Annotated in this window: 22 protein-coding genes; 10 read left to right on the top strand and 12 right to left on the bottom strand. The window is 68.1% G+C overall.

What is annotated here, in order from left to right; all coding sequences use genetic code 11:
• Positions 1 to 15 precede the first annotated feature (15 nt).
• Complete coding sequence (locus BN973_RS18085; protein ID WP_036469883.1) at positions 16 to 1,782, bottom strand: SDR family oxidoreductase; 1,767 nt, start codon at positions 1,780 to 1,782, stop codon at positions 16 to 18.
• A gap of 199 nt (positions 1,783 to 1,981) precedes the next feature.
• On the opposite strand from BN973_RS18085, the gene sucB reads away from it, so the two are divergent.
• The 3 genes from sucB to BN973_RS18100 are packed head-to-tail and all read left to right on the top strand — an operon-like array spanning position 1,982 to position 5,574.
• Entirely contained in the window at positions 1,982 to 3,745 is a 1,764-nt protein-coding gene (gene sucB / locus BN973_RS18090) for a 2-oxoglutarate dehydrogenase, E2 component, dihydrolipoamide succinyltransferase (protein WP_036469884.1), read from the top strand.
• A 15-nt stretch (positions 3,746 to 3,760) separates the two neighbouring features.
• On the top strand, positions 3,761 to 4,672 hold the full coding sequence (locus BN973_RS18095; RefSeq protein WP_036469885.1) for a TIGR01777 family oxidoreductase: 912 nt from the start codon (positions 3,761 to 3,763) through the stop codon (positions 4,670 to 4,672).
• A 2-nt stretch (positions 4,673 to 4,674) separates the two neighbouring features.
• Positions 4,675 to 5,574 (top strand): NAD(P)H-binding protein, encoded by a 900-nt coding sequence (locus tag BN973_RS18100; RefSeq protein ID WP_036469886.1) that lies wholly within the window; start codon positions 4,675 to 4,677, stop codon positions 5,572 to 5,574.
• 71 nt (positions 5,575 to 5,645) lie between these two features.
• On the opposite strand, the gene BN973_RS18105 is transcribed toward BN973_RS18100, so the two are convergent.
• A complete protein-coding gene (locus BN973_RS18105) occupies positions 5,646 to 7,022 on the bottom strand; it encodes an HNH endonuclease signature motif containing protein (RefSeq protein ID WP_036469887.1) in 1,377 nt (458 codons plus the stop codon).
• A gap of 179 nt (positions 7,023 to 7,201) precedes the next feature.
• Here BN973_RS18105 and lipB point away from each other — a divergent pair, with 179 nt between their 5' ends.
• The 3 genes from lipB to BN973_RS18120 are packed head-to-tail and all read left to right on the top strand — an operon-like array spanning position 7,202 to position 9,620.
• A complete protein-coding gene (gene lipB / locus BN973_RS18110; RefSeq protein WP_036469888.1) occupies positions 7,202 to 7,888 on the top strand; it encodes a lipoyl(octanoyl) transferase LipB in 687 nt (228 codons plus the stop codon).
• 2 nt (positions 7,889 to 7,890) lie between these two features.
• Positions 7,891 to 8,835: a lipoyl synthase gene (gene lipA, locus BN973_RS18115; RefSeq protein ID WP_036472654.1), complete on the top strand. Its 945-nt coding sequence runs from the start codon at positions 7,891 to 7,893 to the stop codon at positions 8,833 to 8,835.
• A 32-nt stretch (positions 8,836 to 8,867) separates the two neighbouring features.
• Complete coding sequence (locus BN973_RS18120) at positions 8,868 to 9,620, top strand: DUF4191 domain-containing protein (protein ID WP_036469889.1); 753 nt, start codon at positions 8,868 to 8,870, stop codon at positions 9,618 to 9,620.
• Here BN973_RS18120 and BN973_RS18125 read toward each other — a convergent pair whose 3' ends face one another.
• Positions 9,621 to 10,037, bottom strand: a complete 417-nt coding sequence (locus BN973_RS18125; protein ID WP_139830125.1) for an RDD family protein — start codon at positions 10,035 to 10,037, stop codon at positions 9,621 to 9,623.
• Between the two features lie 216 nt (positions 10,038 to 10,253).
• Between BN973_RS18125 and glnA (BN973_RS18130) the strand changes: the two genes are divergently transcribed.
• A complete protein-coding gene (gene glnA / locus BN973_RS18130) occupies positions 10,254 to 11,690 on the top strand; it encodes a type I glutamate--ammonia ligase (protein WP_036469891.1) in 1,437 nt (478 codons plus the stop codon).
• 54 nt (positions 11,691 to 11,744) lie between these two features.
• On the opposite strand, the gene BN973_RS18135 is transcribed toward glnA (BN973_RS18130), so the two are convergent.
• The 6 genes from BN973_RS18135 to glnA (BN973_RS18160) all read right to left on the bottom strand — a co-directional run bounded on the left by BN973_RS18135 (position 11,745) and on the right by glnA (BN973_RS18160) (position 18,619).
• Positions 11,745 to 12,341, bottom strand: coding sequence for a hypothetical protein (locus BN973_RS18135; protein ID WP_036469892.1), 597 nt, complete (start codon positions 12,339 to 12,341; stop codon positions 11,745 to 11,747).
• Positions 12,342 to 12,492: 151 nt separating this feature from the next.
• Positions 12,493 to 12,714: a hypothetical protein gene (locus BN973_RS18140; protein WP_036469893.1), complete on the bottom strand. Its 222-nt coding sequence runs from the start codon at positions 12,712 to 12,714 to the stop codon at positions 12,493 to 12,495.
• 33 nt (positions 12,715 to 12,747) lie between these two features.
• A complete protein-coding gene (locus BN973_RS18145) occupies positions 12,748 to 13,608 on the bottom strand; it encodes a TIGR03619 family F420-dependent LLM class oxidoreductase (protein ID WP_036469894.1) in 861 nt (286 codons plus the stop codon).
• On the bottom strand, positions 13,605 to 14,246 hold the full coding sequence (locus tag BN973_RS18150; RefSeq protein ID WP_036469896.1) for a PaaI family thioesterase: 642 nt from the start codon (positions 14,244 to 14,246) through the stop codon (positions 13,605 to 13,607). The genes BN973_RS18145 and BN973_RS18150 overlap by 4 nt, the downstream gene beginning before the upstream one ends.
• Positions 14,243 to 17,227, bottom strand: a complete 2,985-nt coding sequence (locus BN973_RS18155; protein WP_036469898.1) for a bifunctional [glutamine synthetase] adenylyltransferase/[glutamine synthetase]-adenylyl-L-tyrosine phosphorylase — start codon at positions 17,225 to 17,227, stop codon at positions 14,243 to 14,245. The genes BN973_RS18150 and BN973_RS18155 overlap by 4 nt, the downstream gene beginning before the upstream one ends.
• Before the next feature lie 51 nt (positions 17,228 to 17,278).
• The gene (gene glnA, locus BN973_RS18160; RefSeq protein WP_036469899.1) at positions 17,279 to 18,619 is read right to left on the bottom strand and encodes a type I glutamate--ammonia ligase; all 1,341 of its coding nucleotides are present in this window, start codon (positions 18,617 to 18,619) and stop codon (positions 17,279 to 17,281) included.
• A 481-nt stretch (positions 18,620 to 19,100) separates the two neighbouring features.
• Here glnA (BN973_RS18160) and BN973_RS18165 point away from each other — a divergent pair, with 481 nt between their 5' ends.
• Positions 19,101 to 19,298: a hypothetical protein gene (locus BN973_RS18165; RefSeq protein WP_036469901.1), complete on the top strand. Its 198-nt coding sequence runs from the start codon at positions 19,101 to 19,103 to the stop codon at positions 19,296 to 19,298.
• A 123-nt stretch (positions 19,299 to 19,421) separates the two neighbouring features.
• Complete coding sequence (locus tag BN973_RS18170; RefSeq protein WP_036469903.1) at positions 19,422 to 19,604, top strand: hypothetical protein; 183 nt, start codon at positions 19,422 to 19,424, stop codon at positions 19,602 to 19,604.
• 13 nt (positions 19,605 to 19,617) lie between these two features.
• Here the strand turns inward: BN973_RS18170 and BN973_RS18175 are convergent, their stop codons facing one another.
• Together BN973_RS18175 and BN973_RS18180 are read right to left on the bottom strand one after the other, a co-directional pair.
• Positions 19,618 to 21,177 (bottom strand): alpha/beta hydrolase, encoded by a 1,560-nt coding sequence (locus BN973_RS18175; protein WP_139830113.1) that lies wholly within the window; start codon positions 21,175 to 21,177, stop codon positions 19,618 to 19,620.
• Positions 21,178 to 21,260: 83 nt separating this feature from the next.
• On the bottom strand, positions 21,261 to 22,817 hold the full coding sequence (locus tag BN973_RS18180) for an alpha/beta hydrolase (protein WP_036469905.1): 1,557 nt from the start codon (positions 22,815 to 22,817) through the stop codon (positions 21,261 to 21,263).
• A 377-nt stretch (positions 22,818 to 23,194) separates the two neighbouring features.
• Between BN973_RS18180 and panB the strand changes: the two genes are divergently transcribed.
• The gene (gene panB / locus BN973_RS18185) at positions 23,195 to 24,034 is read left to right on the top strand and encodes a 3-methyl-2-oxobutanoate hydroxymethyltransferase (RefSeq protein ID WP_036472655.1); all 840 of its coding nucleotides are present in this window, start codon (positions 23,195 to 23,197) and stop codon (positions 24,032 to 24,034) included.
• A gap of 1 nt (position 24,035) precedes the next feature.
• Here the strand turns inward: panB and BN973_RS18190 are convergent, their stop codons facing one another.
• Positions 24,036 to 24,386, bottom strand: a complete 351-nt coding sequence (locus BN973_RS18190; protein WP_051641334.1) for a heme-binding protein — start codon at positions 24,384 to 24,386, stop codon at positions 24,036 to 24,038.
• Between the last annotated feature and the right edge of the window lie 91 nt (positions 24,387 to 24,477).

Here is a 24,477-nt window from a genome sequence, read left to right on the forward strand (position 1 = left end):
CGCGGCCCGATCGGCTCAGATCACCTGCAACCGCGCCGTACTGCGCAGCGCCTGCGGAAACAGCCGCGAAACCCCGTACAGCGCATAGGCTTCCGGCGTCACCGGGCGGATCGGCTTGTTCTTCTGCACGGACGACACGATCGCATCGGCAACCTTGTCGGGCCCGTACCGGCGCAGCGCGAACATCTTGCCCAGCTGACCCCGCCGGCCGTCGACATGCCCGTCCCGCTTGCCGGCGGGCGCGTCGAACCGGGTGGCGTTGATGATGTTCGTGTCGATCAGACCCGGGCAGATCGTCGTCAGCCCGACGTCGGCGGCGTCGAGTTCGGCGCGCAGGCAGTCGGAGAACATGTAGGTCGCCGCCTTGGAGGTGCAGTAGGCGTTCAGCGACTGCAGCGGCGCGAAGGCGGCCATCGACGACACGTTGACGATGTGCCCGCCGGTGCCGCGCTGCACCAGGCGCCGCCCGAACGCCCGGCTGCCGTTCACCACGCCGCCGAGGTTGACGTCGAGCACCCGGTCGAATTGTTCGGCGGGGGTGTCCAGGAACCGGCCGGCCTGCCCGATACCGGCGTTGTTGACCACGATGTCGGGCACGCCGTGTTCGGTGCAGACCCGCTCGGCGAACGCCTCGACCGCGTCGGCGTCGGACACGTCGAGCACGTAGGCGTGCGCGACGCCCCCGCGTGCGCCGATCGCGGCCGCGGTCTCCTTGACGGCGGCTTCGTCGATGTCGCTGACGACCAGCTCGGCACCCTCGCGCGCGAAGGCGCAGGCCGTCGCGCGCCCGATCCCACTGCCGGCGCCGGTGACCGACACCAGGGTGTCGCCGAAGCCGCCGCGGGGCCGGCCCACCTGCGCGCGCAGTAGCGCGCGACTCGGCGGCTTGCCCTCGGTCAGGTCGGCGAACTCACCCACCGCGGCCGCCATCACCTGCGGGTGTGACATCGGCGAGAAATGCCCGGCCCTGATGTCGCGCCGCCACAGCCGCGGCACCCACCGCGCGGTCTCGTCGTAGCCGTACGGCCGGACGTATTTGTCGCGGGTGTTGACGATCAGCTGCACCGGCACGTCGACGACGTGGATGGGCTGACCGCGCACCGAGAACGAACGAAAGTAGTTGGCGGGATAGGTTTTAACGGAGCTGGCCGCATCCGCGGCGAGGTTGTTGGAATGATGGATCTGCTCATCGGGAATATTGTCGACGACGCTGCGGCGCAGCGCGCGTACCGAGAAAGCCGCCCGGATCAACAGCGGCGCCAGCACCGGGATGGAAAAGAAGACCATGTAGGTCAGCCGCAACGCCTGACTGATCGAGCGGGCAAACCGGCGCGGCCGCCACGGTTGGCGCAGACCGCTGAAGATGTATTCGACCAGTTGCTCGTGGCTCGGGCCGGACACCGACGTGAACGAGGCGACCCGGTCACCGGCGCCGGGTCGTTTCAGGTACTCCCAGATACCCACCGAACCCCAATCGTGGGCCAGCACGTGCACCGGCCGGCCCGGGCTCAGTGCGCTCGTCACCGCCGCGAAATCATCGGCGAAGTGGGCCATCGTGTACGACGAGACCTTCTTGGGCGTGCCCGTCCGCCCGACACCGCGGTTGTCGTAGCGGATGATCCGGAACCGCTCGGCCAGCAGCGGGACGACGCCGTCCCACAGCACGTGTGAATCGGGCCAGCCGTGCACCAGGACGACCGTGGGGCCCTCGGGATTGCCTTCTTCGTAGACCGCGATGCGGACCCCGTCCACGCTGTCGACGAACTGCTGTATTGCCGGCATCGAACTTCCGCCTCCCCGCGATCTGGCGATGGCCGCCCCCTGGCGATTCGGCCCACCGTAGCGAACGGGTCAGCCCTGGATGTGTGCCGACGCCGAGGCAATGACAGGATAGTTTCGACGTCAACTTGCAGTACACCGCGGTGTGGTAAGTCAGATGTTGACCTGCGCCGACCCACGAGCAATCGAGGAGTCAATAGACATGGCCTTCTCCGTCCAGATGCCGGCACTCGGTGAAAGCGTCACCGAGGGGACGGTCACCCGCTGGCTCAAGCAGGAAGGCGACACGGTCGAACTCGACGAACCGCTCGTCGAGGTGTCCACCGACAAGGTCGATACCGAAATCCCGTCGCCCGCCGCGGGTGTGCTCACCAAGATCGTCGCCCAGGAAGACGACACCGTCGAGGTCGGCGGCGAGCTCGCCGTCATCGGCGACGCCTCGGAGAACGGCGCCTCGGCGGCGCCCGCCGAAGCGCCCAGCCAACCGGCGGCCGAAGCCGCGCCCGAGCCCGAGCCGGAACCCGAGCCCACGCCGCAACCGGAGCCTGAGCGTCAACCCGAACCGGCCGCCCAGGCCGCCCCGCCGAGTTCCAATGGCGGCGCCGCGACCCCGGTGCTGATGCCCGAGCTCGGCGAGTCGGTCACCGAGGGCACCGTGACGCGCTGGCTGAAGAAGGTCGGCGATTCGGTCCAGGTGGACGAAGCGCTGGTGGAAGTGTCCACCGACAAGGTGGACACCGAGATCCCGTCACCGGTGGCCGGAGTGCTGGTCAGCATCACCGCCGACGAGGACGCCACGGTGCCGGTCGGCGGCGAGTTGGCCCGGATCGGCACCGGCGCCGCCGCGGCCGCCCCGCCACCGCCGGCCCCCAAACCGGAGCCCAAGCCCGAACCGGCGCCGGCGCCCAAGGCGGAGGCCCCACCGGCCCCCAAGCCCGCTCCCGAGCCCGCCCCCAAGCCCGAGCCGACGCCGGCTCCGGCAGCCGCCCGGCCGGCCGCCGAGGCCCAAGGTGACGGCAGCCCGTACGTGACCCCGCTGGTGCGGAAACTGGCCACCGAAAACAACATCGACCTGACCGCGGTGAAGGGCACCGGCGTCGGTGGCCGCATCCGCAAGCAGGACGTGCTGGCCGCCGCCGAGGAGAAGAAGGCCAAGAAGGCGCCCGAAGCCGCCGCCGCCCAAGCCCCGGCGGCCGAAGCCCCGGCAGCCAAGGCGCCGACGCCGGCACCCGCGCTGGCTCATCTGCGCGGCACCACGCAGAAGGCCAACCGCATCCGCCAGATCACCGCCAAGAAGACCCGCGAATCCCTGCAGGCCACCGCGCAGCTCACCCAGACCCACGAGGTCGACATGACCAGGATCGTGGGGCTGCGTGCCAGGGCCAAGGCGTCGTTCGCCGAGCGTGAGGGCGTGAATCTGACCTACCTGCCGTTCATCGCCAAGGCCGTGATCGACGCGCTGAAGATTCACCCCAACGTCAACGCCAGCTACAACGAGGACTCCAAGGAGATCACCTACTACGACGCCGAGCACCTCGGTTTCGCCGTCGACACCGAGCAGGGCCTGCTGTCCCCGGTGGTGCACAACGCCGGCGACCTGTCGCTGGCCGGGCTGGCCCGCGCGATCGCCGACATCGCCGAGCGCGCCCGGACCGGCAACCTGAAACCGGACGAGTTGTCCGGCGGCACCTTCACCATCACCAACATCGGCAGCCAGGGCGCGTTGTTCGACACCCCGATCCTGGTTCCGCCGCAGGCCGCCATGCTGGGCACCGGGGCGATCGTCAAGCGCCCGCGGGTGGTGGTCGACGAAAGCGGTAACGAATCGATCGGGGTGCGCTCGATCTGCTACCTGCCGCTGACCTACGACCATCGGCTGATCGACGGGGCCGACGCCGGACGATTCCTCACCACAATCAAGCACCGGCTTGAAGAGGGAGCGTTCGAGGCCGACCTGGGGCTGTAGAAAGGCTGTGGCGCATTGGCCAAGCCCGTCGTCGCGATTGCGGGTTCTTCGGGCCTGATCGGCTCCGCCTTGGCTGCGGCCCTGCGCGCCGCCGACCATCGGGTGCTGCGGATCGTGCGCCGCACACCGGCGAATCCCGATGAGCTGCACTGGAATCCGGACAGTGGTGACTTCGATCCCGACGCGCTCAGCGAGGTCGACGCGGTCGTCAACCTGTGCGGGGTCAACGTCGGTCGGCGCCGGTGGTCGGGCGCGTTCAAGCAGAGCCTGCGCGATAGCCGCATCACTCCGACCGAGGTGCTGGCCACCGCGGTCGCCGACGCCGGCGTCGAAACCCTGATCAACGCCAGCGCCGTCGGCTACTACGGCAACACCAAGGACCGCGTCGTCGACGAAAACGACCGCGCGGGAACGGGTTTCCTGGCCCGGCTGTGCGAGGACTGGGAGGCCGCGACGCTGCCGGCCCAATACGGAGGCGCCCGCGTGGTGCTGGCCCGCACCGGCCTGGTGATGGCCGCGGCCGGCGGCGCGTTGCGCCGGATGCGCCCGCTGTTCTCGCTGGGGCTGGGCGCCCGGCTGGGCAGCGGCCGTCAGTACATGTCGTGGATCAGCCTGGAAGACGAGGTGCGCGCCCTGCTGTTCGCGATCGCGCACCCGTCGCTGTCCGGCCCGGTGAACATGACCGGGCCCGCGCCCGTCACCAACGCCGAGTTCACCACCGCCTTCGGCAGCGCGGTCAACCGTCCGACCCCGATGATGCTGCCGGCCTTCGCGGTGCGGGCCGCGCTCGGCGAATTCGCCGACGAGGGACTGCTGACCGGTCAGCGCGCCATCCCGTCCGCGCTAGAGCGTGCGGGATTTCAGTTCCACCACAACACAATTGGCGAAGCGCTGGCGTACGCCACCGCCCGGCGCGAGCACGACTAGTCATGTATTTGATTACCGGCGCGGGCGGCGGTATCGGCGGGGTCAGCCGGTTGGTGGTCGACGAATTGCGCTCCCGCGGCGAGCAAGTCCGCGCGATGGTGCACCGCGACGACGAACGGGCCGACTCGCTGCGCGCGGTGGGCGCCGAGGTGGTGGTCGGCGATCTGACCGAGCCGCATGACGTCGTCGACGCGATGGCCGGCGCCGACCGGATGTTCTTCTCGATGAGCGTCTCGCCGGACTACCTGCAGGCGACGGCGGTGGTGTGTGCCGCCGCGCTGGAATCGGGTCGCCTCGAGGTGCTCGTGAACATGTCGCAGATGACGGTGTCGCAGATGACGCTGACGAGCACCGACGAGTCGCGTCAGCATCGCCTGCACTGGCTGGCCGAGCACGTGGTGAACTGGTCTGGCGTGCCGGCCGTGCATGTGCGGCCGACGGTGTTTCTGGACAATCCGATCCTGACCTCGCTGGCCGCGCCCTTGTTGCGCAAACAGAATCTGTTGGTGCTGCCGTTCGGGACCGGCCGGACCTCGCCGATCGCGGCCAGCGACGTGGCCCGCGTGGTCGCTGCGGTGCTGCTGAACCCGGCCGATCACATCGGCGCCGTCTACGAGTTGACCGGCCCGGAGAGCCTGGACATCGACGGGCTGGCCGCGGCGTACGCCCGCGCATTGCAGCGCCCGATCACCGGCGCCGACATCGCGCAGGACACCTGGGTCGCGCAGGTGCTGCAGCCGTTGGGCCTGCCCGCACACGTGCAGCAACACCTCGCGACGATGGCGAAGCTGCACCGCGCGGGCCGCTACGACCGCTCCACCGACGACGTCGAACGGATCACCGGCCATCCGGCATTGAGCGTCGAGCAGTACGTCGCGGCGAACCCCCAGCTTTTCGCGTAGCGACGAGCTCCACCCGCTCGCCCGTTCCCAGTTCCAGCACACACTTCGCGTGCCGCGACCGGTTCTCATCGCTACCGGGCTTCATCGTCGTCTGGGTCGTGTAGCAGCCTCTCCGGATGGTGGAACGTGTTGGTGCGGGGTTGGCCGCGGTCGAGGTGGGGCGGGGGGATCCATTCGGTGGCACCATCTTTGCGCTTTCGGGTGCTCCAGCCGCGGGCTTGCAGCAGCCGGTGATGCGGGCCGCAGCCGAAGGTCAAGTCGTTGATGTCGGTTTCGCGGCAGGTGGCGTAGTCGGTGATGTGGTGCACCTCGCAGTAGTAGCCGCCGACGTCGCAGCCGGGTGCGCTGCAGCCACGGCCCATGGCGTACAACACAATCCGCTGACCGGGCGACGCGAGGCGTTTGGTGTGATACAGCGCCACCGGTTTGGCGTTGTCGAACACTGCCAGGTAGTGATGGGCATGACGCGCCAAACGGATCACGTCGCTGATCGGTAGCCGGGTACCCCCGCCGGTAATACCGCTGCCGGCGGCGGCTTCCAATTCCGCCAGCGTGGTGGACACGATGATCGTCGCCGGCAGCCCATTGTGCTGGCCCAGCTCGCCGGAGGCCAACAAGCCACGCATGGCGGCGTTGAGCGCGTCGTGGTTGCGTTGGGCGGCGCTGCGGAGATCGTGGTCGATGGCGCGTTGGCTGGGCGTACCGTCCACGCACGGGGTCTCGTCGTTCGGGTTGCACATGCCGGGGGCGGCCAGTTTGGCCAACACTGCCTCCAGGGTGGCCCGCAGCTCGGGCGTCACCCAGCCGTTAATGGCGGACATGCCGTCGGCCTGCTGCTTGCCCAGGGTCACCCCGCGGCGGCGGGCGCGGTCGTCGTCGGTGTAGTTGCCGTCGGGATTCAGGCAGTCGGCCAGGCGGTCGGCGAATCCGCCGAGTTGGTCGGGGCGGTACTGGGTGGCCAGCCGCGCCAAATCAGCTTCGGCCCGGTCGCGGGTGGGCTGGTCGATCCAGCCGGGCAATTGGTGGTAGAAGCGGCGGATCACCGCGACATGCTCGCGGCCCAACTGCCCGTCGCGCTGCGCCGCGGCGGTCGCGGCCAACACCGGTGCCAGCGGCTCGCCGGTCAGCGCACGCCGCTCACCCAGATCGGCAGCCTCGCGGACCCGGCGTCCGGCCTCGGCGCGACTGATCTGAGCCCAGTCGGCAATCGCATGGGAGAGTTTGCCGCCCAGCTCTTGCGGGGTCGCTTCCTGTTGCAGTTGGTTGATCAGGCAATGTTCGCCGGCGGACAGGCGCCGTCGCGCGCGCTCGTAGCGTGCCAGCAGCGCCAAGCGCTCGCGATTGCACAGCATCTGCGTATCCAGCCCGAGCATGGCGTCGATGTCGGCGTCCAACGCGTCGAACGCCTTCGTCGCGGTTTCGCCATCCGCAAGCACACCCGAACTCATACTCGCGACGCTAGACCGACCCACCGACAAAAAACCCCGCCGAGAAACCACTGAAACCAAAGTGACACAAGGGATTTTACGGTGTGCGCTGGTGGCGGGTTGTCGCTCGAAGGCGCATACAAGCGCATCCCCATCCGGCCAATTGGGCCGCCAGGCAGCACCCGAGTAACCTCGCGACCATGATCTCCATCCGGTCGCAGGCCACCGCGATCGACGTCCGCCAACTGGGGACGGTCGAATACCGCACCGCCTGGCAGCTGCAGCGTGACCTGGCCGACACCCGGGTCGCCGGCGGCCCCGACACCCTGCTGCTGCTCGAGCACCCCGCGGTCTACACCGCCGGCCGGCGCACCGAGCCGCACGAGCGACCGGTGGACGGCACGCCCGTCGTCAACACCGACCGCGGCGGCAAGATCACCTGGCACGGGCCGGGGCAGTTGGTCGGCTACCCGGTCATCGGCCTGGCCGAACCCCTCGATGTGGTGAATTACGTTCGGCGCCTTGAGGAATCGCTGATCAAGGTGTGTCGCGATCTGGGCCTTGACGCGGGGCGGGTGGACGGCCGCTCCGGGGTGTGGCTGCCCGGCCGGCCGGCGCGCAAGATCGCCGCGATCGGTGTGCGGATCTCGCGGGCGACCGCCCTGCACGGGTTCGCGCTCAACTGCGACTGCGATCTGGGCGCGTTCGCGGCCATCGTGCCCTGCGGCATCACCGATGCCGGGGTGACGTCGTTGTCGGCCGAACTCGGGCGCACCGTCACCGTCGACGACGTCCGCGAAGCGGTCGCGGCGGCCGTGTGCGACGCGCTCGACGGGGTCTTGCCGGTGGGGGCACACGACGTCGCCGGCGTAGCATCGGCCAAGTGACTTTGCAAGAGTTCGCAGTTCCCGAAGGCCGCAAGCTGCTGCGGCTGGAAGTGCGCAACGCGCAGACCCCGATCGAGCGCAAGCCGCCGTGGATCAAGACCCGGGCCCGGATGGGACCGGAGTACACCGAACTCAAAAGCCTGGTCAAGCGCGAGGGTTTGCACACCGTGTGCGAAGAGGCCGGCTGCCCCAACATCTTCGAATGCTGGGAGGACCGGGAAGCCACCTTCTTGATCGGCGGCGATCAGTGCACCCGCCGCTGCGACTTCTGCCAGATCGACACCGGCAAGCCCGCCGAGCTGGACCGCGACGAGCCCCGCCGCGTCGCCCAAAGCGTGCAGGCGATGGGGTTGCGCTATGCCACCGTCACCGGTGTGGCCCGCGATGACCTGCCCGACGGCGGCGCGTGGCTGTACGCCCAAACCGTGCGCGCCATCAAGGAGCTCAACGCATCGACCGGTGTCGAGTTGCTGGTCCCCGACTTCAACGGCGCACCCGAGCGGCTGGCCGAAGTCTTCGCGTCGCGCCCAGAAGTGTTGGCGCACAACGTCGAAACGGTCCCCCGCATCTTCAAGCGGATCCGCCCCGCCTTCACCTACCAGCGCAGCCTGGGCGTGCTCACCGCCGCGCGCGAGGCCGGGCTGGTCACCAAGAGCAACCTGATCCTGGGCCTGGGCGAGACCCCCGACGAGGTGCGCGTCGCGCTGGCCGACCTGCACGACGCCGGCGCCGACATCGTCACCATCACCCAGTACCTGCGCCCGTCGCCCCGGCATCACCCGGTGCAGCGCTGGGTCAAGCCCGAAGAGTTCGACGAGTTCGCGCACTACGCCCAGGGACTGGGCTTCGCCGGCGTGCTGGCCGGCCCGCTGGTGCGCTCGTCCTACCGCGCCGGCCGCCTCTACCAGCAAGCCGTGCGCAGCCGCACCCCGGACGCCCTGGGGTAACTCGGGGCCGCCGCCTCGTATCCTTGGTGATTATGGCTAAACCCCGCACCACCGCCGAGAACAAGGCCGCCCGGGCAGCGGCGGCCGCCGAGCGCAAGGCCGCGGCCAAGGAGCGCCGCAGCCAGCTGTGGCAGGCATTCAACGTTCAGCGCAAGCAGGACAAGCGCCTGCTCCCCTACATGATCGGCGCCTTCGTCGCGATCGTGGCCGTCTCGGTGACGGTGGGTGTGCTGGTCGGCGGGTTCGCCATGATCACCCTGATCCCGCTCGGCGTGATGCTGGGCGCGCTGGTGGCGTTCATCATCTTCGGTCGCCGGGCCCAGAAATCCATCTACCGCCAGGCCGAGGGGCAGACCGGTGCGGCGGCCTGGGTGCTGGACAACCTGCGCGGCAAGTGGCGGGTCACCCCGGGCGTGGCCGCCACCGGCCACTTCGACGCGGTGCACCGGGTGATCGGCCGGCCGGGCGTCGTCTTCGTCGGCGAGGGCGCGACGGGCCGCGTCAAACCGCTTCTGGCCCAAGAGAAGAAGCGCACCGCACGATTGGTCGGCGACATACCGATCTACGACATCGTCGTCGGCAACGGCGACGGCGAGGTTCCGCTGTCCAAGCTGGAGCGCTACCTGACCAAGCTGCCGGCCAACATCAGCGTCAAGCAGATGGACGCCCTGGAGTCCCGACTGGCCGCGCTGGGATCGCGCGCCGGTGCGGCCGTGATGCCGAAGGGGCCGCTGCCGGGCGCCGGCAAGATGCGCGGCGTGCAGCGCACCGTGCGCCGCAAGTGATCAACGCCGGACGACGGCCGTGTTGGTCACCCGGTCTTGAATGCCACGCCCGTCCCAGTCGGTGAACAGCGCCGGAACCACCAGGGCGACCAGCAGCCCGCGGACCACCACGCGGCCCACCCCCAGCCGTCCGTCCAGCGCGACCACCTGCAGACCAAGCGCCAGCTGTCCGGGGGTGAATCCGTACAGCCGCACCGCGACCACGCCGAGCAGAAACCAAATCACCAGCACCGCCGTCGACAGCATCCGCTCGGAGAACATGCCGAACGCCATGGCCAGCGCCGCCAGACCGTAGGCAATCAGCCAATCGACCATCAACGCCGCCAGGCGCCGCCCCATCGACGCCAGGGACCCCGAACCGCTTTTCGGCAAGCCGAGCATCTCCCCCGGGTAGGCCGGGCGCGACTCCGCCATCAGCTCGCCCCGGCGAAGGGCCGGGATAGGCTGCTGCATCCGCGCGGCCGACCAGATACGCTTTTGCGGTCCATGGGCCTCACAATAGAACCCGCCGTTGCACCCCTTGAGATTTGTGGGACGCGTGGTCACGTAACCTCCGCGCAACATTGGGTTGACGGGCGGGCAACATCATCTTCATAGCGTCAGGCCGCGGATTATCAAGCAAAGGAGCAATCAGTGACGGAAAAGACGCCCGACGACGTCTTCAAGCTCGCCAAGGACGAAAACGTCGAGTTTGTCGACGTCCGGTTCTGTGACCTGCCCGGCATCATGCAGCACTTCACGATTCCGATTTCGTTTTTCGACGAGAGCGTTTTCGAAGACGGTTTGGCCTTCGACGGCTCGTCTATTCGCGGATTCCAGTCGATCCACGAATCGGACATGTTGCTCCTGCCCGACCCGGCCACCGCGCAGATCGACCTGTTCCGCGAGGCCAAGACGCTGAACCTGAACTTCTTCGTGCACGACCCGTTCACCCTCGAGCCGTACTCGCGCGACCCGCGAAACATCGCCCGCAAGGCCGAGAATTATTTGGTCAGCACCGGCGTCGCCGACACTGCGTACTTCGGCGCCGAGGCCGAGTTCTACATCTTCGACTCGGTCAGCTTCGACTCACGCACCAACGGCTCGTTCTACGAAGTCGACGCGATTTCGGGTTGGTGGAACACCGGCGAGCCGACCGAGAACGACGGCAGCCCCAACCGCGGCTACAAGGTCCGGCCCAAGGGCGGCTACTTCCCGGTCGCCCCGGTCGACCACTACGTCGACCTTCGCGACAGGATGCTGACCAACCTGATCGCGTCCGGCTTCAGCCTGGAGAAGGGCCACCACGAGGTGGGCACCGGCGGCCAGGCCGAGATCAACTACAAGTTCAACACGCTGCTGCACGCGGCCGACGACATGATGCTGTACAAGTACATCGTCAAGAACACGGCCTGGCAGAACGGCAAGACGGTGACGTTCATGCCCAAGCCGCTGTTCGGGGACAACGGCTCCGGCATGCACACCCACCAGTCGCTGTGGAAAGACGGCAGCCCGTTGATGTACGACGAGACCGGCTACGCCGGCCTGTCGGACACCGCGCGGCACTACATCGGCGGCCTGCTGCACCACGCGCCGTCGCTGCTGGCGTTCACCAATCCGACGGTGAACTCTTACAAGCGGCTGGTGCCCGGCTTCGAGGCGCCGATCAACCTGGTCTACAGCCAGCGCAACCGGTCGGCGTGTGTGCGTATCCCGATCACGGGCAGCAACCCGAAGGCCAAGCGGCTGGAGTTCCGTTGCCCCGACTCGTCGGGCAACCCGTACCTGGCGTTCTCGGCCATGCTGATGGCCGGCCTGGACGGCATCAAGAACAAGATCGAGCCGCAGGCGCCGGTCGACAAGGACCTCTACGAGCTGCCGCCGGAAGAGGCCGCCAACATTCCGCAGGCACCCACCCAGCTGTCCGCGGTGATCGACCGGCTGGAAGCCGACCACGAATACCTCACCGAGGGAGGCGTTTTCACGCCCGACCTGATCGAGACGTGGATCAGCTTCAAGCGCGAGAACGAGATCCTGCCGGTCCAGATCCGGCCGCACCCCTACGAGTTCGCGCTGTACTACGACGTGTAACCACGCGCTAGACGAACACCACCCGTGCGGATCGCCGCGCGGGTGGTTTCGTTTTCAGCGGCCGGGTCCTCCTCGGCGGCCCGGGCCGATTCCGCCGCCACCGGGGCCGCGGCCACCGCCGCCCGGGCCAACGCCCGGGCCGGGACCGTCACCGGGGGCATCTTGAAGCGGACCGTTGCCCTGAAGCGGACCGTTGCCCTGACCGGGACCTTGGCCCTGAAACGGACCGGAACCGTCGGGGGCCTGCCGCGCCGGCGCCGCCGGTTGGGGTGAGGCCTCGGCCGCTTCGGCCGGCGGCGGAGCGCCTTTCGGAGTCTGAGTCGCCGGCGGGGCCTGCTGCTGGGTCACCTGCTGCTGTTGCGGTTGCCCCGCCGGTTGTTGTGGCTGCGTCGTCGCCTGCTGCTGGGTCGCCTGCTGGCTGATGTCGCCGCTCTTCTGAGTCGGAGCCGGTTCCGCGGGCACCGGTGCCGGCGTTGCCCCGGCAGACGGCGGCGGCTGCTTTGCCGTCGACGCCGGCGCCGGGGTGGGGTTCGGATCCTTCGTCGGGTCGGCCCCCGCGATCGGGTCTGCCGCCACCATGATCGCCGCGGCGACGATGGAGCCGACCGCCAGCCCCAGCCCGACCGTGCGGCCGCGCGACACGTGACTCATCTACCGTCCTCCGCTGTCGTGGTGTTGCGCGAAAACCTAGCCCGCACAACGAAACCGGACAGCGACATCGCGAAATCTTCCGCCGCTGGTAATCCCCAGTTAGCCCGGATTTAGTGTCCGCTGGCGCCAGGTAGTCCCTCCCCGGGCACGCTCAACGAGTAGGTCTGACACCCAAGATGCCGCGCGATGCCCCGGGCTGCTGGCCGTCGGCCATGTCGACGAGCTCCAGCCAACTGCCCGGAGCGATGTAGTGCCGCTTGACGTCCTCGCGGTGCATGTCGATCACCAGCACGCCAGCGTCGGTGACTTCGTATTTGTCGAACGCGCCGTAGTCGCGCGGTTCGCCGTTGCTGAACACCACCGTGAAGGGCATGCGTTCGAGTATGGCCGCGGCCGCACTCGCCGTCTAGCTGCCGAGCGCGAGATCCTTGCGGAAGCGCTGCATGCCGTCGATCTTGTCGTCGAGCGACGCGTCGGGTCCCGAGTAGAACATCCACGGCATCGTGATGATGCCGGTGATACCGGCGTCGGCGACGCGTTGATAGTCGGCGGTGGTGAAGGCGTCGGTCAACGGCGTCAGAATTGTGAAATCGTCCATCGTCAAACCCTTTTGAGCGCGCAGCTCGCGTATCTTGCCCACCGCTTCGATGGCACGGTCGGTCTTGATCAGATCACCGATCCAGCCGTCGTTCCGCGCGGCGCGGCGCAATGCGGCGTCGCTGAGCCCACCGACGTAGACCGGGATCGGCGGCGGAGTCGGCTGCATCTCCAGTCGAGGCGTCTGGTAGAACTCGCCGTCGAACTCGCTCCAGCCCGGCGACCACAGCTCCCGCATCAACTGAATCATCTCGTCGGTGCGCTTGCCCCGAGCATCGAATTGTTCGCCCATCAACTCGAATTCCTCGCGGCACCAGCCGACTCCGATACCGAGCTCGATGCGTCCCGACGCCAAAACCGCCGCGGTGCCAATGGCTTTGGCCGCCGAATACGGATTGCGCATCGCCGGAATGTATACCGTGGTGACGAACCGCAGCCGGGTGGTGACCTGAGCCAGCGCGCCGGCCAGCACCCACGGGTCGAGCCAGTCGGTGAACGGCTGCCAGCGCCGCTGGCCGTCCTTGGTGTACGGGTACGGCGTTTCCAGGTTCTCCAGGTTCACCACATGATCGGGGATGCCGATGCCGTCGTAGCCGAGTTCATCTGCGGCCTTGGCGATCTCGATGATCTCCCGGGTGTTCAGAAACGCGCTGCTGATGTAGAACTTCATCGGCCGTCTCGCGCCCAAGCCGGTTCGATGAAGACGCCCTCGGCCTCCACGGTCACCCCTTCTGCGTCCGAAATCGTGCCCCTGGCAAAGGCTTTGACGCCCTCCACCCGGTCGATCCACGCGTCGCAACGAAGCGGGCCCAACGGCGTACCGCGCAGGTACTTCACGCTGATCGTTCCAGTAAAGCGGGCCCTGGACAATCCTTCGCTGGCCGCCTCGCCGAGCATGTGGTCGAGCACCAGTGCGCTGACGCCGCCGTGCACCCGGCCGGGCGGGCCCTCGTAGGCGCATCCCAGCACGAATTCGCTCCAGCAGCGCCCGCCGTCGTGGTGCACGACGACCGGCGGGGCGATCGGGTTGCACACACCGATCACCGCGTTACCCAACGGCAGTGGACGGCCGTCGACGCGAAAACTCACTCCGACCGGCCTGGTCCGCCGGCGCAACTGCTGGGTGATGGCCCGAATCTCGGTGCACGCCTTATCGACGACGTCGTCGTCGGCCTCGGTCCGGATGGTGGCATCGATGAGTTCGCGGACCGCATCGGCCAACGGAGCATAGCGACCCGTCACCCGATCGGCCTCTGCGGTGCTGAGCATCTCGAACATTGCGTCGAACGCGCCCGCGTCCGGGCTCAACTCCCGAACACCTTGCGCACCACCGCTTTTGCACGTCGCGTCACTCGCAAATAGTTGTCCAAGAACTCACTTCCATCATCGTTGTGCCAGCCGGCCGCGACCGCGACCGCATTGAGCTGACGTCCGGGCCCGGGTAACTGGTCGGTCGCCTTGCCCCGCACCAGCACCAGCGCGTTGCGCGCCCGCGTGGCGGTCAACCAGGCCTGGCGCAGCAGCTCCACCTCGTCGGCGGGAACCAGCCCCGTCTCGGCGATCACGTCGAGCGATTCCAGGGTCGAGGTGTTGTGCAGCGCCGGGATCTCGTGCGCGTGCTGCAGTTGTAGCAGCTGCACCGTCCACTCGATGTCGGCCAGTCCCCCGCGGCCCAGCTTGGTGTGCGTCTTGGGGTCGGCGCCGCGCGGCAATCGTTCCGACTCGACGCGGGCCTTGATCCGGCGGATCTCGTGCACAGTCTCGGCGGACACACCGTCGGGCGGATAGCGCGTCTTGTCGGCCATCAGCAGGAAGCGCTGGCCCAAATCCTCGTCGCCGGCGACCGCGTGCGCCCGCAGCAGCGCCTGGATCTCCCACGGCTGTGCCCACTGATCGTAGTAGGCGGTGTAGGAATCCAGGGTGCGGACCAGCGCGCCGCTGCGGCCCTCGGGTCGCAGATTGGCGTCGACTTCCAGGGGCGGGTCGACGCTGGGCGTTCCGAGCAGGGTGCGCAGCTGCTCGGCGATCGACGTCGCCCATTTGACCGCCGCGGAATCCTCGACGCCGCTGGCCGGTTCGCAGACGAACATCACGTCGGCGTCCGAGCCGTAGCCGAGTTCGGCGCCGCCCAACCGGCCCATCCCGATCACCGACATGGTCGCGGGCGCGTGGCCGTCCTCGGGCAGGTTGACCCGGGTCAGCGCGTCCAGCGCCGACTGCAGCACAGCCACCCACACCGACGTGAGCGCCTCGCACACCTCCCGGACTTCGAGCATGCCGAGCAGGTCGGCCGAACCGATGCGGGCCAGCTCCCGGCGGCGCAGCGTGCGGGCGGCGGCGATGGCCCGCACCGGGTCCTGGTGCCGGGCCGCCGAGGCGATCAGGGCGCGAGCCACCGCGGCCGGCTCGGTCTCCAGCAATCTGGGTCCGCCCGGCCCGTCGGCGTAGTCCTGAATCACCCTGGGCGCGCGCATCAATAGGTCGGGCACGTAGGTGGAAGTCCCCAGCACGTTCATCAGTCGCCTGGCCACCGCGGGCTTGTCGCGCAGTGTGGACAGATACCACGTCTCCGACGCCAGCGCCTCCGACAGCCGCCGGTAGGCCAGCAGCCCGGCGTCGGGATCCGGGGTGTACGACATCCAGTTCAGCAGCCTGGGCAGCAGCACCGACTGCACCCGCCCGCGACGACCGCTCTGATTGACCAACGCGGACATGTGTTTCAGCGCGGTCTGCGGTCCCTCGTAGCCCAGCGCGGCCAGCTGGCGCTCGGCGGCCTCCGACGTCATGCCGTGCGAGATCTCCAGACCCCGCGGCCCGATCGATTCCAGCAACGGCTGATAGAAGAGCTTGGCGTGCAGCTGGGATACCCGCACGTTCTGGTGCTTGAGCTCCTCACGCAGCACCCCGGCCGCATCGTGGCGGCCATCCGGACGAATGTGGGCCGCGCGGGCCAGCCAGCGCACCGCCTCCTCGTCGTCGGCCTCCGGCAGCAGATGAGTGCGCTTGAGCCGCTGCAACTGCAGCCGGTGCTCGAGCAATCGCAGAAACTCGTACGAGGCGGTCAGGTTCGCCGCGTCCTCGCGGCCGACGTAACCGCCCTCGCCCAACGCGGCCAGCGCATCGACCGTCGACGCCACGTGTAGGGACTCGTCGCTGCGACCGTGCACCAATTGCAGCAGCTGCACGGCGAACTCGACATCGCGCAGCCCGCCGCTGCCCAGCTTGAGCTCGCGAGCGCGCACCTCCGACGGCACCAGCTGCTCCACCCGCCGGCGCATCGCCTGCACTTCGACCACGAAGTCCTCACGCTCGCAGGCGATCCAGACCATCGGCATCAGCTCGTCGAGATAGCGCTTGCCGAGTTCCCCATCTCCGACGGCGGCGCGGGCCTTCAGCAGCGCCTGGAACTCCCAGGTTTTCGCCCAGCGCTTGTAGTAGGCGACGTGGGATTCGACCGTGCGGACCAGCTCGCCGCTGCGGCCTTCCGGCCGCAGCCCGGCATCGACCTGGAAGCATGCCGTCGACGCCACCCGCATCATCTCGGTGGCCACCCGGGTGGACAGCGAGTCGGCCTGCTCGGCGACGAAGATGATGTCGACGTCGCTGACGTAGTTCAATTCGCGGGCACCACATTTGCCCATCGCGATGACCGCCAGCCGGGGCGGCGTCCGGTCGCCGCACACGGTCGCCTCCGCGGCCCGCAGCGAGGCCGCCAGCACGGCGTCGGCGGTGTCCGACAGCTGGGCGCCCACCACGGTGAACGGCAGCACCGGTTCGTCCTCGACCGTCGCGGCCAGGTCCAGCGCCGCCAGCACCAGCAGGTGGTCGCGGTACAGGGCGGACAGCCGGGGCACCACCGAATTCGGCACGGCCAGCGCGTCTTCGACGCACCCGATGAACGCGTCGTGCAGCTCGTCGCGAGTCGGCAGTTTCGCCGTGCCCCGCAGCAGCTTCCACGACCGCGGATTGGCGACCAGATGGTCGCCCAGGGCCAACGACGAACCCAGCACCGAGAACAGTCGGCCACGCAGCGGGCGTTCGCGGAGCAGCGCGGCGTTCAGTTCATGCCAACCGGTGTCCGGGTTCTCCGCGAGCCGCACCAACGTCCGCAGCGCGGCGTCAGGGTCGGGTGCCCGCGACAACGCCCACAGCAGGTCGACGTGCGCCTTGTCGTCCTGGGCCGTCCAGCCCAGTTGCGCCAGGCGGTCACCCGCGCGCGGATCGACCAAGCCGAGTCGGCCGACGCTGGGCAGCCGGGGACGCTCGGTGGTGGGTTTGGTCACGACCAAAACGGTAGCGCAAGCTGCCGATCTCTCAGATCAGCCGGCAGCCGCTGTGAGCTACAGCGACAGGTAGGTGCTCAGCTCATAGGGCGTGACATGGCTCCGGTAGTTCGCCCACTCCGTGCGCTTGTTGCGCAGGAAGAAGTCAAAGACGTGCTCCCCCAACGTTTCCGCGACGAGTTCGGAGGCCTCCATGGCGTGCAGCGCACTGTCGAGGCTGGTGGGCAGCTCGCGGTAGCCCATCGTGCGGCGCTCTTCGGGAGTGAGATCCCAGACGTTGTCCTCGGCCTGCGGCCCCAGCACGTAGCCCTTCTCCACCCCGCGCAGTCCGGCGGCCAGCAGCACGGCGAACGCCAGATACGGGTTGCACGCCGAGTCGGGGCTGCGAACTTCGATGCGCCGCGACGACGTCTTGTGCGGGGTGTACATCGGCACCCGCACCAGCGCGGACCGGTTGGCCGCGCCCCACGACGCCGCGGTCGGCGCCTCGCCGCCGTGCACCAGGCGCTTGTACGAGTTGACCCATTGGTTGGTGACCGCGCTGATCTCCGAGGCGTGCTCGAGGATCCCGGCGATGAACGACTTGCCCACATCGGAAAGCTGCAGCGGATCGTCCGGGCTGTGGAAGGCGTTGACGTCGCCCTCGAACAGGCTCATGTGGGTGTGCATCGCCGAGCCGGGGTGTTCGCCGAATGGCTTGGGCATGAACGACGCCCGCGCACCATTTTCGATCGCGACTTCTTTAATGACGTAACGGAACGTCATCACGTTGTCGGCCATGGACAGCGCGTCGGCGAAACGCAGGTCGATCTCCTGCTGGCCGGGTGCGCCCTCGTGGTGGCTGAACTCCACTGAGATGCCCATGAATTCGAGGGCCTCGATGGCGTGCCGGCGGAAGTTGGACGCCGAGTCGTGGATCGCCTGGTCGAAGTAACCGGCGTCGTCGACGGGGACCGGCGGCGTGCCGTCGTTGGGGCCGGGCTTCAGCAAGAAGAATTCGATCTCGGGGTGCACGTAGCAGGAGAAGCCGAGGTCGTTGGCCTTCTGCAGCTGGCGGCGCAGCACGTGCCGCGGATCGGCCCAGGACGGCGACCCGTCCGGCATGGTGATGTCGCAGAACATCCGCGCGGAATGGTGGTGGCCGCTGGGCGAGGCCCAGGGCAGCACCTGGAAGGTCGACGGGTCGGGGTTGGCCACGGTGTCGGATTCCGAGACGCGCGAAAAACCCTCGATCGAAGATCCGTCGAACCCAATGCCTTCTTCGAAAGCGCCCTCGAGTTCGGCCGGGGCGATGGCGACCGACTTCAGGTAACCGAGTACGTCCGTGAACCACAGCCGGACGAAGCGAATGTCGCGTTCCTCCAGCGTGCGGAGGACGAATTCCTTCTGTCGATCCATACGACGAACAGTAGGCAATTGCTGTTAATTCTGTGTTACACGGGTGCTTAGTGCTGGGCACCGCTGTTACAGCCACCAGCACAAACGGCTCCCCTTGGCGCCCGCGCAGCGCTGCCGGTTCCGAGACGCCTGGCGTGTCGCCCGCGCCGATCACGCAACCACGCCCACGGGGCCGACGAGCGGCTGCCGGGAACGTCGCCGAGCCGCCACAGCAAATGCCGCCAAGAAGCCCGGGATTACCGGCGACAATCGCGCCCATCGGCACAGAAGCTGGTACAGGCCGAATTCCGATGATTCCTCAGCGCCGGCTCAGCTACGAATCCGTACCGTCGGGCGCTAGGAGCAACACCCGGGTTGCACGAGCTCACCGCGTCAGCCGCGAAAGCCGTAACCGACTCGTGCGGTGAGGGAGCTTCGTCGAAATACGTAACCTGTTAAGATGGTTACATAGAGCGAGTTGTGTTAGCAGGAGGTACTTATCGTGTTCACCAAACTTCTGGCCATCGGAGCTATCGGCGCAGGTGTCGCCATGGGACAAGCCGTGAGCCAAGCCGCACCCGTGCTGGCCGACCCGGTGTTCAACGACCTCAGCTGCACCTGCCAGGCCCCGCCGCCGGTCCCCGGTCAGACGACGGAGGACCGGATCAATCAGGGCCTGCAGGACGCGCTCAACAGGTGATTTACCTGGCAGCGAATTCGTATGAATCCGGCCGGCGCCACGGTGTGTCGCTTGTCCGCCGCGTCAGCGCCTGTCACCTTGGCTAATCGGGGCAGGTACGCCCCGATCTAGAGAGGCTTACGAATGATCGGCAAACTCGTGGCAGGTGCCGCCGTCGTCGGCGCCGCACTGGGGCTGGCGGCGCCGGCCGTCGCGGACCCCGCGTTCAACCAGCTCCACTGCGCCTGCCAAGCGCCTTCCCCCGGCCACGGCCCCTTCGTCGAAGAGCAGATCAACCGGGGGCTTCAGGACGCTCAGGCGCGCTGACGCCCAGGTCGGCTCAGGGCCGGCAGCGCAACGCCGGCGGCGGTGTGCCCGTCATGAAATAGCGCATGATCGTGCCGTCCACGCATTGGTTCCCGCCGAACACCGCGGTGTGCTGGGTGCCGTCGTAGGTGACCAACGGGGCACCTAGCTGCCGGGCCAGGCTCACGCCCGCCTGATACGGGGTTGCCGGGTCGTGCGTGGTGGAGACGACGACGACCTTGCCGGCCGGCATCGCCGGCGCGGTGTGCGGCGCCGACGTCGCCGGCACCGGCCACAGCGCGCACAGATCGCGGGGCGCGTTGCCGGTGAACTGCCCGTAGCTCAGGAACGGCGCGGCCTGGCGGATCTGTCGATCGGCGGATATCCAGGTCGCCGGATCCGTCGGCGCCGGGGCGTCGACACACCGGACGGCGTTGAACGCATCCTGGTCGTTGTCGTAATGCCCCTGCTTGTCGCGGCCCTGGTAGTCGTCGGCGAGCAGCAGCAGGTCGCCCGCATCGGTGCCGCGCTGCAACCCGAGCAGACCACTCGTCAGGTACTTCCAATGCTGCGGGGTGTAGAGGGCATTGATCGTGCCGGTGGTCGCGTCGGCGTAGCTCAGGCCGCGCGGGTCCGAGGTGCGGCCCGGCTTCGCGACGAGCGGGTCGATCAGCGCGTGGTAGCGGTTGACGAACTGGGCGGGGTCGGTGCCCAGCGGGCAGGCCGGCGAGCGCGCGCAGTCCGTGGCGTAGTCGTTGAAAGCCGTTTGGAATCCCGCGGTCTGACTGATGTTTTCCTGAATCGGGTCGACGGTCGGGTCGATCGCGCCGTCGAGCACCATCGTGCGCACGTGGTCGGCGAAATGCTCCAGGTAAGTGGTGCCCAACTCGGTGCCGTAGCTGAAGCCGAGGTAGTTGATCTGTTGCTCACCGAGTGCCTGACGCACCATGTCCATGTCGCGCGCGACCGACGCGGTGCCGACGTTGGCCAAGAAGTCTTTGCCCATCCGGCTCACGCATTCGGACGCCAGCTGCCGGTAGATCTGCTCGATGTGCGCCACCCCCGCCGGGCTGTAATCGACCATCGGTTCGGTCCGATAGGCGTCGAACTCGGCGTCGGTGCGGCAGCGCAGCGACGGCGTGGAGTGGCCCACCCCGCGTGGGTCGAACCCGACCAGATCGAAGTGGCGGGTGATGTCGGTGTTCTGCAGATCCGGTGCCATCCCGGCCACCATGTCGACGGCCGAGCCGCCGGGCCCGCCCGGATTGATCAACAGCGACCCGATCCGCTGGCCGGTGGCCGGCACCCGAATGACCGCCAACTTCGCTTGGGCCCCAGTGGGATTGTTGTAGTCAACCGGGACCGACACGGTGGTGCACTGGGCGGTGGGGAGGTCGCTGCTGTCGGTGACCATTTGGCTGCAGCTGCCCCAGCTCGGCGGCGTCGCCATGGCCGGCGGCGCCGGCTTCGGGGTCTGACCGGCACCGGGTTCCGGAGTTGCTCCGGCGGTGGGCAGTGCCGGTTGCACGGCAACCAACAGGCCTAACGACAGCAGCGCCGAGCTCAGCGATCTCAGGCGCGACATGGCTGTCAATCGTCGCAGCCTCGGGTACCTGTGACGGCGCGAATCGGTCACGCCTTGGTCTCGTCGCCGGGCCGATCAGCGATCGGCGGCCACTAACACTCGGCGCCGTTCGGCGGCGTGGTGCCGCCGATCAGATACGCCGTCACGTAGTCGTCGACGCAGCTGTCGCCCTGGAAGACGACGGTGTGCTGTGTGCCGTCGAAGGTGAGCAGCGAGCCGCGCAGCTGGTTGGCCAGATCGACGCCGGCCTTGTACGGCGTCGCGGGATCGTGCGTCGTCGACACCACGACGGTCGGGGCCAAACCGGGCGCCGAGACGGAATGCGGCTTGCTGGTGGGCGGCACCGGCCAGAACGCGCAGGTGCCCAGCGGCGCGTCGCCGGTGAACTTGCCGTAGCTCATGAACGGGGCGATCTCGCGGGAGCGGCGATCTTCGTCAATTACCTTGGCGCGGTCCGTAACTGGCGGCTGGTCGACACAGTTGATCGCGACCCGCGCGTCGGTGGCGTTGGAGTAGTGCCCCTTCTGGTCACGGCGCATGTACATGTCGGCCAGGGCCAGCAGCGTGTCTCCGTGGTTGTCGGTCAGTTCCCGCAGGCCGTCGGTGAGGTGGTGCCACAGCGTCGGCGAATACAGCGCCATGATCGTGCCCACGACGGCGTCGCTGTAGCTCAGCCCGCGCGGGTCCTTCGTCGGGACCGGCCTGCCCACCAATTGGTTGTTCGGGTCGACCATAGGATCGATCAGGCTGTGGTAGACGTCGACGGCCTTGGCCGGGTCGGTGCCCAGCGGGCAGCTGGCCTGCTTGGCGCAGTCGGCGGCGTAATCGTTGAACGCGTCCTGGAATCCCTTGGCCTGGCGCAGGTCTGCCTCGATCGGGTCGGCGTTGGGGTCGACGGCGCCGTCGAGGATCATCGCCCGCACGTTGTGCGGGAACGCTTCGGCGTAGGCCGCGCCGATCCGGGTGCCGTACGAGTAGCCCAGGTAGGTCAGCTTGTCGTCGCCGAGGGCCGCGCGGATCGCGTCCAGATCCTTGGCGACGTTGACGGTCCCGACGTTGGCCAGGAAGTCCTTGCCCATCTTGTCCACGCAGCGGCCGATGAACTGTTTGGTCTCGCCCTCCATGTGCGCGACGCCGGCCGGGCTGTAGTCGACGTTCGGCTCGGTGCGCAGCCGGTCGTTGTCGGCATCGGAGTTACACCAGATCGCCGGCCGCGACGACCCCACGCCGCGCGGGTCGAACCCGACCAGGTCGAACCGCTCGCGGACCCGCTTGGGCAGGGTCTGCACAACGCCGAGCGCGGCTTCGATGCCGGATTCGCCGGGCCCACCCGGGTTGATCACCAGCGAGCCGAGCTTGTCACCCGTCGCGGGGAAACGAATCATCGCCAGCGTCGCGACGTCACCGCCGGGGTGGTCGTAGTCGACGGGCACGGCCAGCTTGCCGCACATGGCGCCGCCGGGAAGCTTCACCGAGCCACTGGCGACCCGGCACGGCGTCCATTCCACCGGCTGCCCCAACTTGGGCCCCGCCAGCAGCGGGTGTCCGGCGACGACGCGCACGCAGCCCCCCAGCACGATCGCCACGGCAGCGATCGCTGTCGAGACCACAAGCATGCGCGCGAACCTGTCGCGGCGAGTCAGACTCATGCCAACACATGCTGCCAGAGACAACCTGAGACTTTCGTGAGCGCCACCGCCCAGTCGGAGCCGCTGCCCACCGCGTTGAGTGTGCGGGCGCGGCGTTGAGTGTGCGGGCGCGGCGTTGAGTGTGCGGCTGCGGCGGCGCCACCCCGGCGTGTCGCCGCCATCGGCGCACACCCAAAGCCGTCAGCGCACACGCGATGAAGCGGACCGAGGCGACACGAGCTCAAGCAGCACACGCCGACCGTCGCGCACCATGGCGCGTCTCACACTGGCGCGACGTTCCAACTGCGCAGCAGAGATGGCAGAATGGCGCAAGTCAGACGAACCCGGGGACCACATGCGGCCACGAGGATCGACCCGACCACCATTTAGGGACAATGATGTCTGAGCAGAACGTTTACGGTGCAAACGCGTCCAACGCGCCCCGAACCAAAATCCGCACCCATCACCTTCAGAAGATGAAGGCCGAAGGCCACAAGTGGGCCATGCTCACGGCCTACGACTATTCGACCGCCCGCGTGTTCGACGACGCCGGCATCCCGGTGTTGCTGGTCGGCGACTCGGCGGCCAACGTCGTGTACGGCTACGACACCACGGTGCCGGTCTCCATCGACGAGCTGATCCCGCTGGTTCGCGGCGTGGTCCGGGGGGCGCCGCACGCGCTGGTCGTCGCGGACCTGCCGTTCGGCAGCTACGAGGCCGGGCCCACCGCCGCGCTGGCCGCCGCCACCCGGTTCATGAAGGAAGGCGGCGCGCACGCCGTCAAGCTCGAGGGCGGCGAGCGGGTCGCCGAGCAGATCGCCTGCCTGACCGCGGCCGGCATCCCGGTGATGGCCCACATCGGCTTCACCCCGCAGAGCGTGAACAGCCTCGGCGGATTCAAGGTTCAGGGCCGCGGCGACGCCGCGGAGCAGACCGTGCACGATGCGATCGCCGTCGCAGAATCCGGCGCGTTCTCCGTCGTCATGGAAATGGTGCCCGCCGAACTGGCCACCCAGATCACCGGCAAGCTGACCATCCCGACCGTCGGGATCGGCGCCGGGCCCAACTGCGACGCGCAGGTTTTGGTCTGGCAGGACATGGCCGGGATGAGCAGCGGCAAGTCGGCGCGATTCGTCAAGCGATTCGCCAACGTCGGCGACGAATTGCGCCGGGCCGCTACCCAATACGCGGAAGAAGTGGCCGGCGGAGTTTTCCCCGCCGACGAACACTGCTTCTGAGCTACTGCATTCCGCAGCGGGCCTTGAAATCGGTCAGCGGCTGCCGAATTGCCTCGAGATCGGCGTGCGCCTGCGGGTTGGCGTCCATGTACTGCTTGATTTGATCGCCAATCTCGTTGCGCGGCTGGCCTTTTAAGCTGGTGAAGTAGGCGTTGACGTCCGGATGGCTGAACAGATACACGGACGTCGCGGCGGCGACACCCGACGAAACCTGCGCGAGATCGGCCGCCGTGCAGTTCGGTGGCGCCGGCTCGGGGTCCGCCTGAGCCGCGCCGACGGCCACGAAAAGCATTGCGCCGCCAATGGCGCCGGCAGCGACCGCGCGCGAAGTAGCGAGAGCGAAAAACACCATTGGTAGCTCCTCCATCAGCTATCCGATACTTACCCGCAGGCAAACCATAAGCGGACCAAATCCATTCATGTGGCAAACAAGCAAAATCCCG

This window comes from Mycobacterium triplex, assembly GCF_000689255.1.
Classification (GTDB): domain Bacteria; phylum Actinomycetota; class Actinomycetes; order Mycobacteriales; family Mycobacteriaceae; genus Mycobacterium; species Mycobacterium triplex.

What these genes read in the sequence shown, in the direction of transcription:
- BN973_RS18085 (WP_036469883.1), bottom strand. Translation starts at nt 1,782, where the DNA reads ATGCCGGCAATACAGCAGTTCGTCGACAGCGTGGACGGGGTCCGCATC.
- sucB (WP_036469884.1), top strand. Translation starts at nt 1,982, where the DNA reads ATGGCCTTCTCCGTCCAGATGCCGGCACTCGGTGAAAGCGTCACCGAG.
- BN973_RS18100 (WP_036469886.1), top strand. Translation starts at nt 4,675, where the DNA reads ATGTATTTGATTACCGGCGCGGGCGGCGGTATCGGCGGGGTCAGCCGG.
- BN973_RS18105 (WP_036469887.1), bottom strand. Translation starts at nt 7,022, where the DNA reads ATGAGTTCGGGTGTGCTTGCGGATGGCGAAACCGCGACGAAGGCGTTC.
- lipB (WP_036469888.1), top strand. Translation starts at nt 7,202, where the DNA reads ATGATCTCCATCCGGTCGCAGGCCACCGCGATCGACGTCCGCCAACTG.
- BN973_RS18120 (WP_036469889.1), top strand. Translation starts at nt 8,868, where the DNA reads ATGGCTAAACCCCGCACCACCGCCGAGAACAAGGCCGCCCGGGCAGCG.
- BN973_RS18135 (WP_036469892.1), bottom strand. Translation starts at nt 12,341, where the DNA reads ATGAGTCACGTGTCGCGCGGCCGCACGGTCGGGCTGGGGCTGGCGGTC.
- BN973_RS18140 (WP_036469893.1), bottom strand. Translation starts at nt 12,714, where the DNA reads ATGCCCTTCACGGTGGTGTTCAGCAACGGCGAACCGCGCGACTACGGC.
- BN973_RS18145 (WP_036469894.1), bottom strand. Translation starts at nt 13,608, where the DNA reads ATGAAGTTCTACATCAGCAGCGCGTTTCTGAACACCCGGGAGATCATC.
- glnA (WP_036469899.1), bottom strand. Translation starts at nt 18,619, where the DNA reads ATGGATCGACAGAAGGAATTCGTCCTCCGCACGCTGGAGGAACGCGAC.
- BN973_RS18170 (WP_036469903.1), top strand. Translation starts at nt 19,422, where the DNA reads ATGATCGGCAAACTCGTGGCAGGTGCCGCCGTCGTCGGCGCCGCACTG.
- BN973_RS18180 (WP_036469905.1), bottom strand. Translation starts at nt 22,817, where the DNA reads ATGAGTCTGACTCGCCGCGACAGGTTCGCGCGCATGCTTGTGGTCTCG.
- panB (WP_036472655.1), top strand. Translation starts at nt 23,195, where the DNA reads ATGTCTGAGCAGAACGTTTACGGTGCAAACGCGTCCAACGCGCCCCGA.
- BN973_RS18190 (WP_051641334.1), bottom strand. Translation starts at nt 24,386, where the DNA reads ATGGTGTTTTTCGCTCTCGCTACTTCGCGCGCGGTCGCTGCCGGCGCC.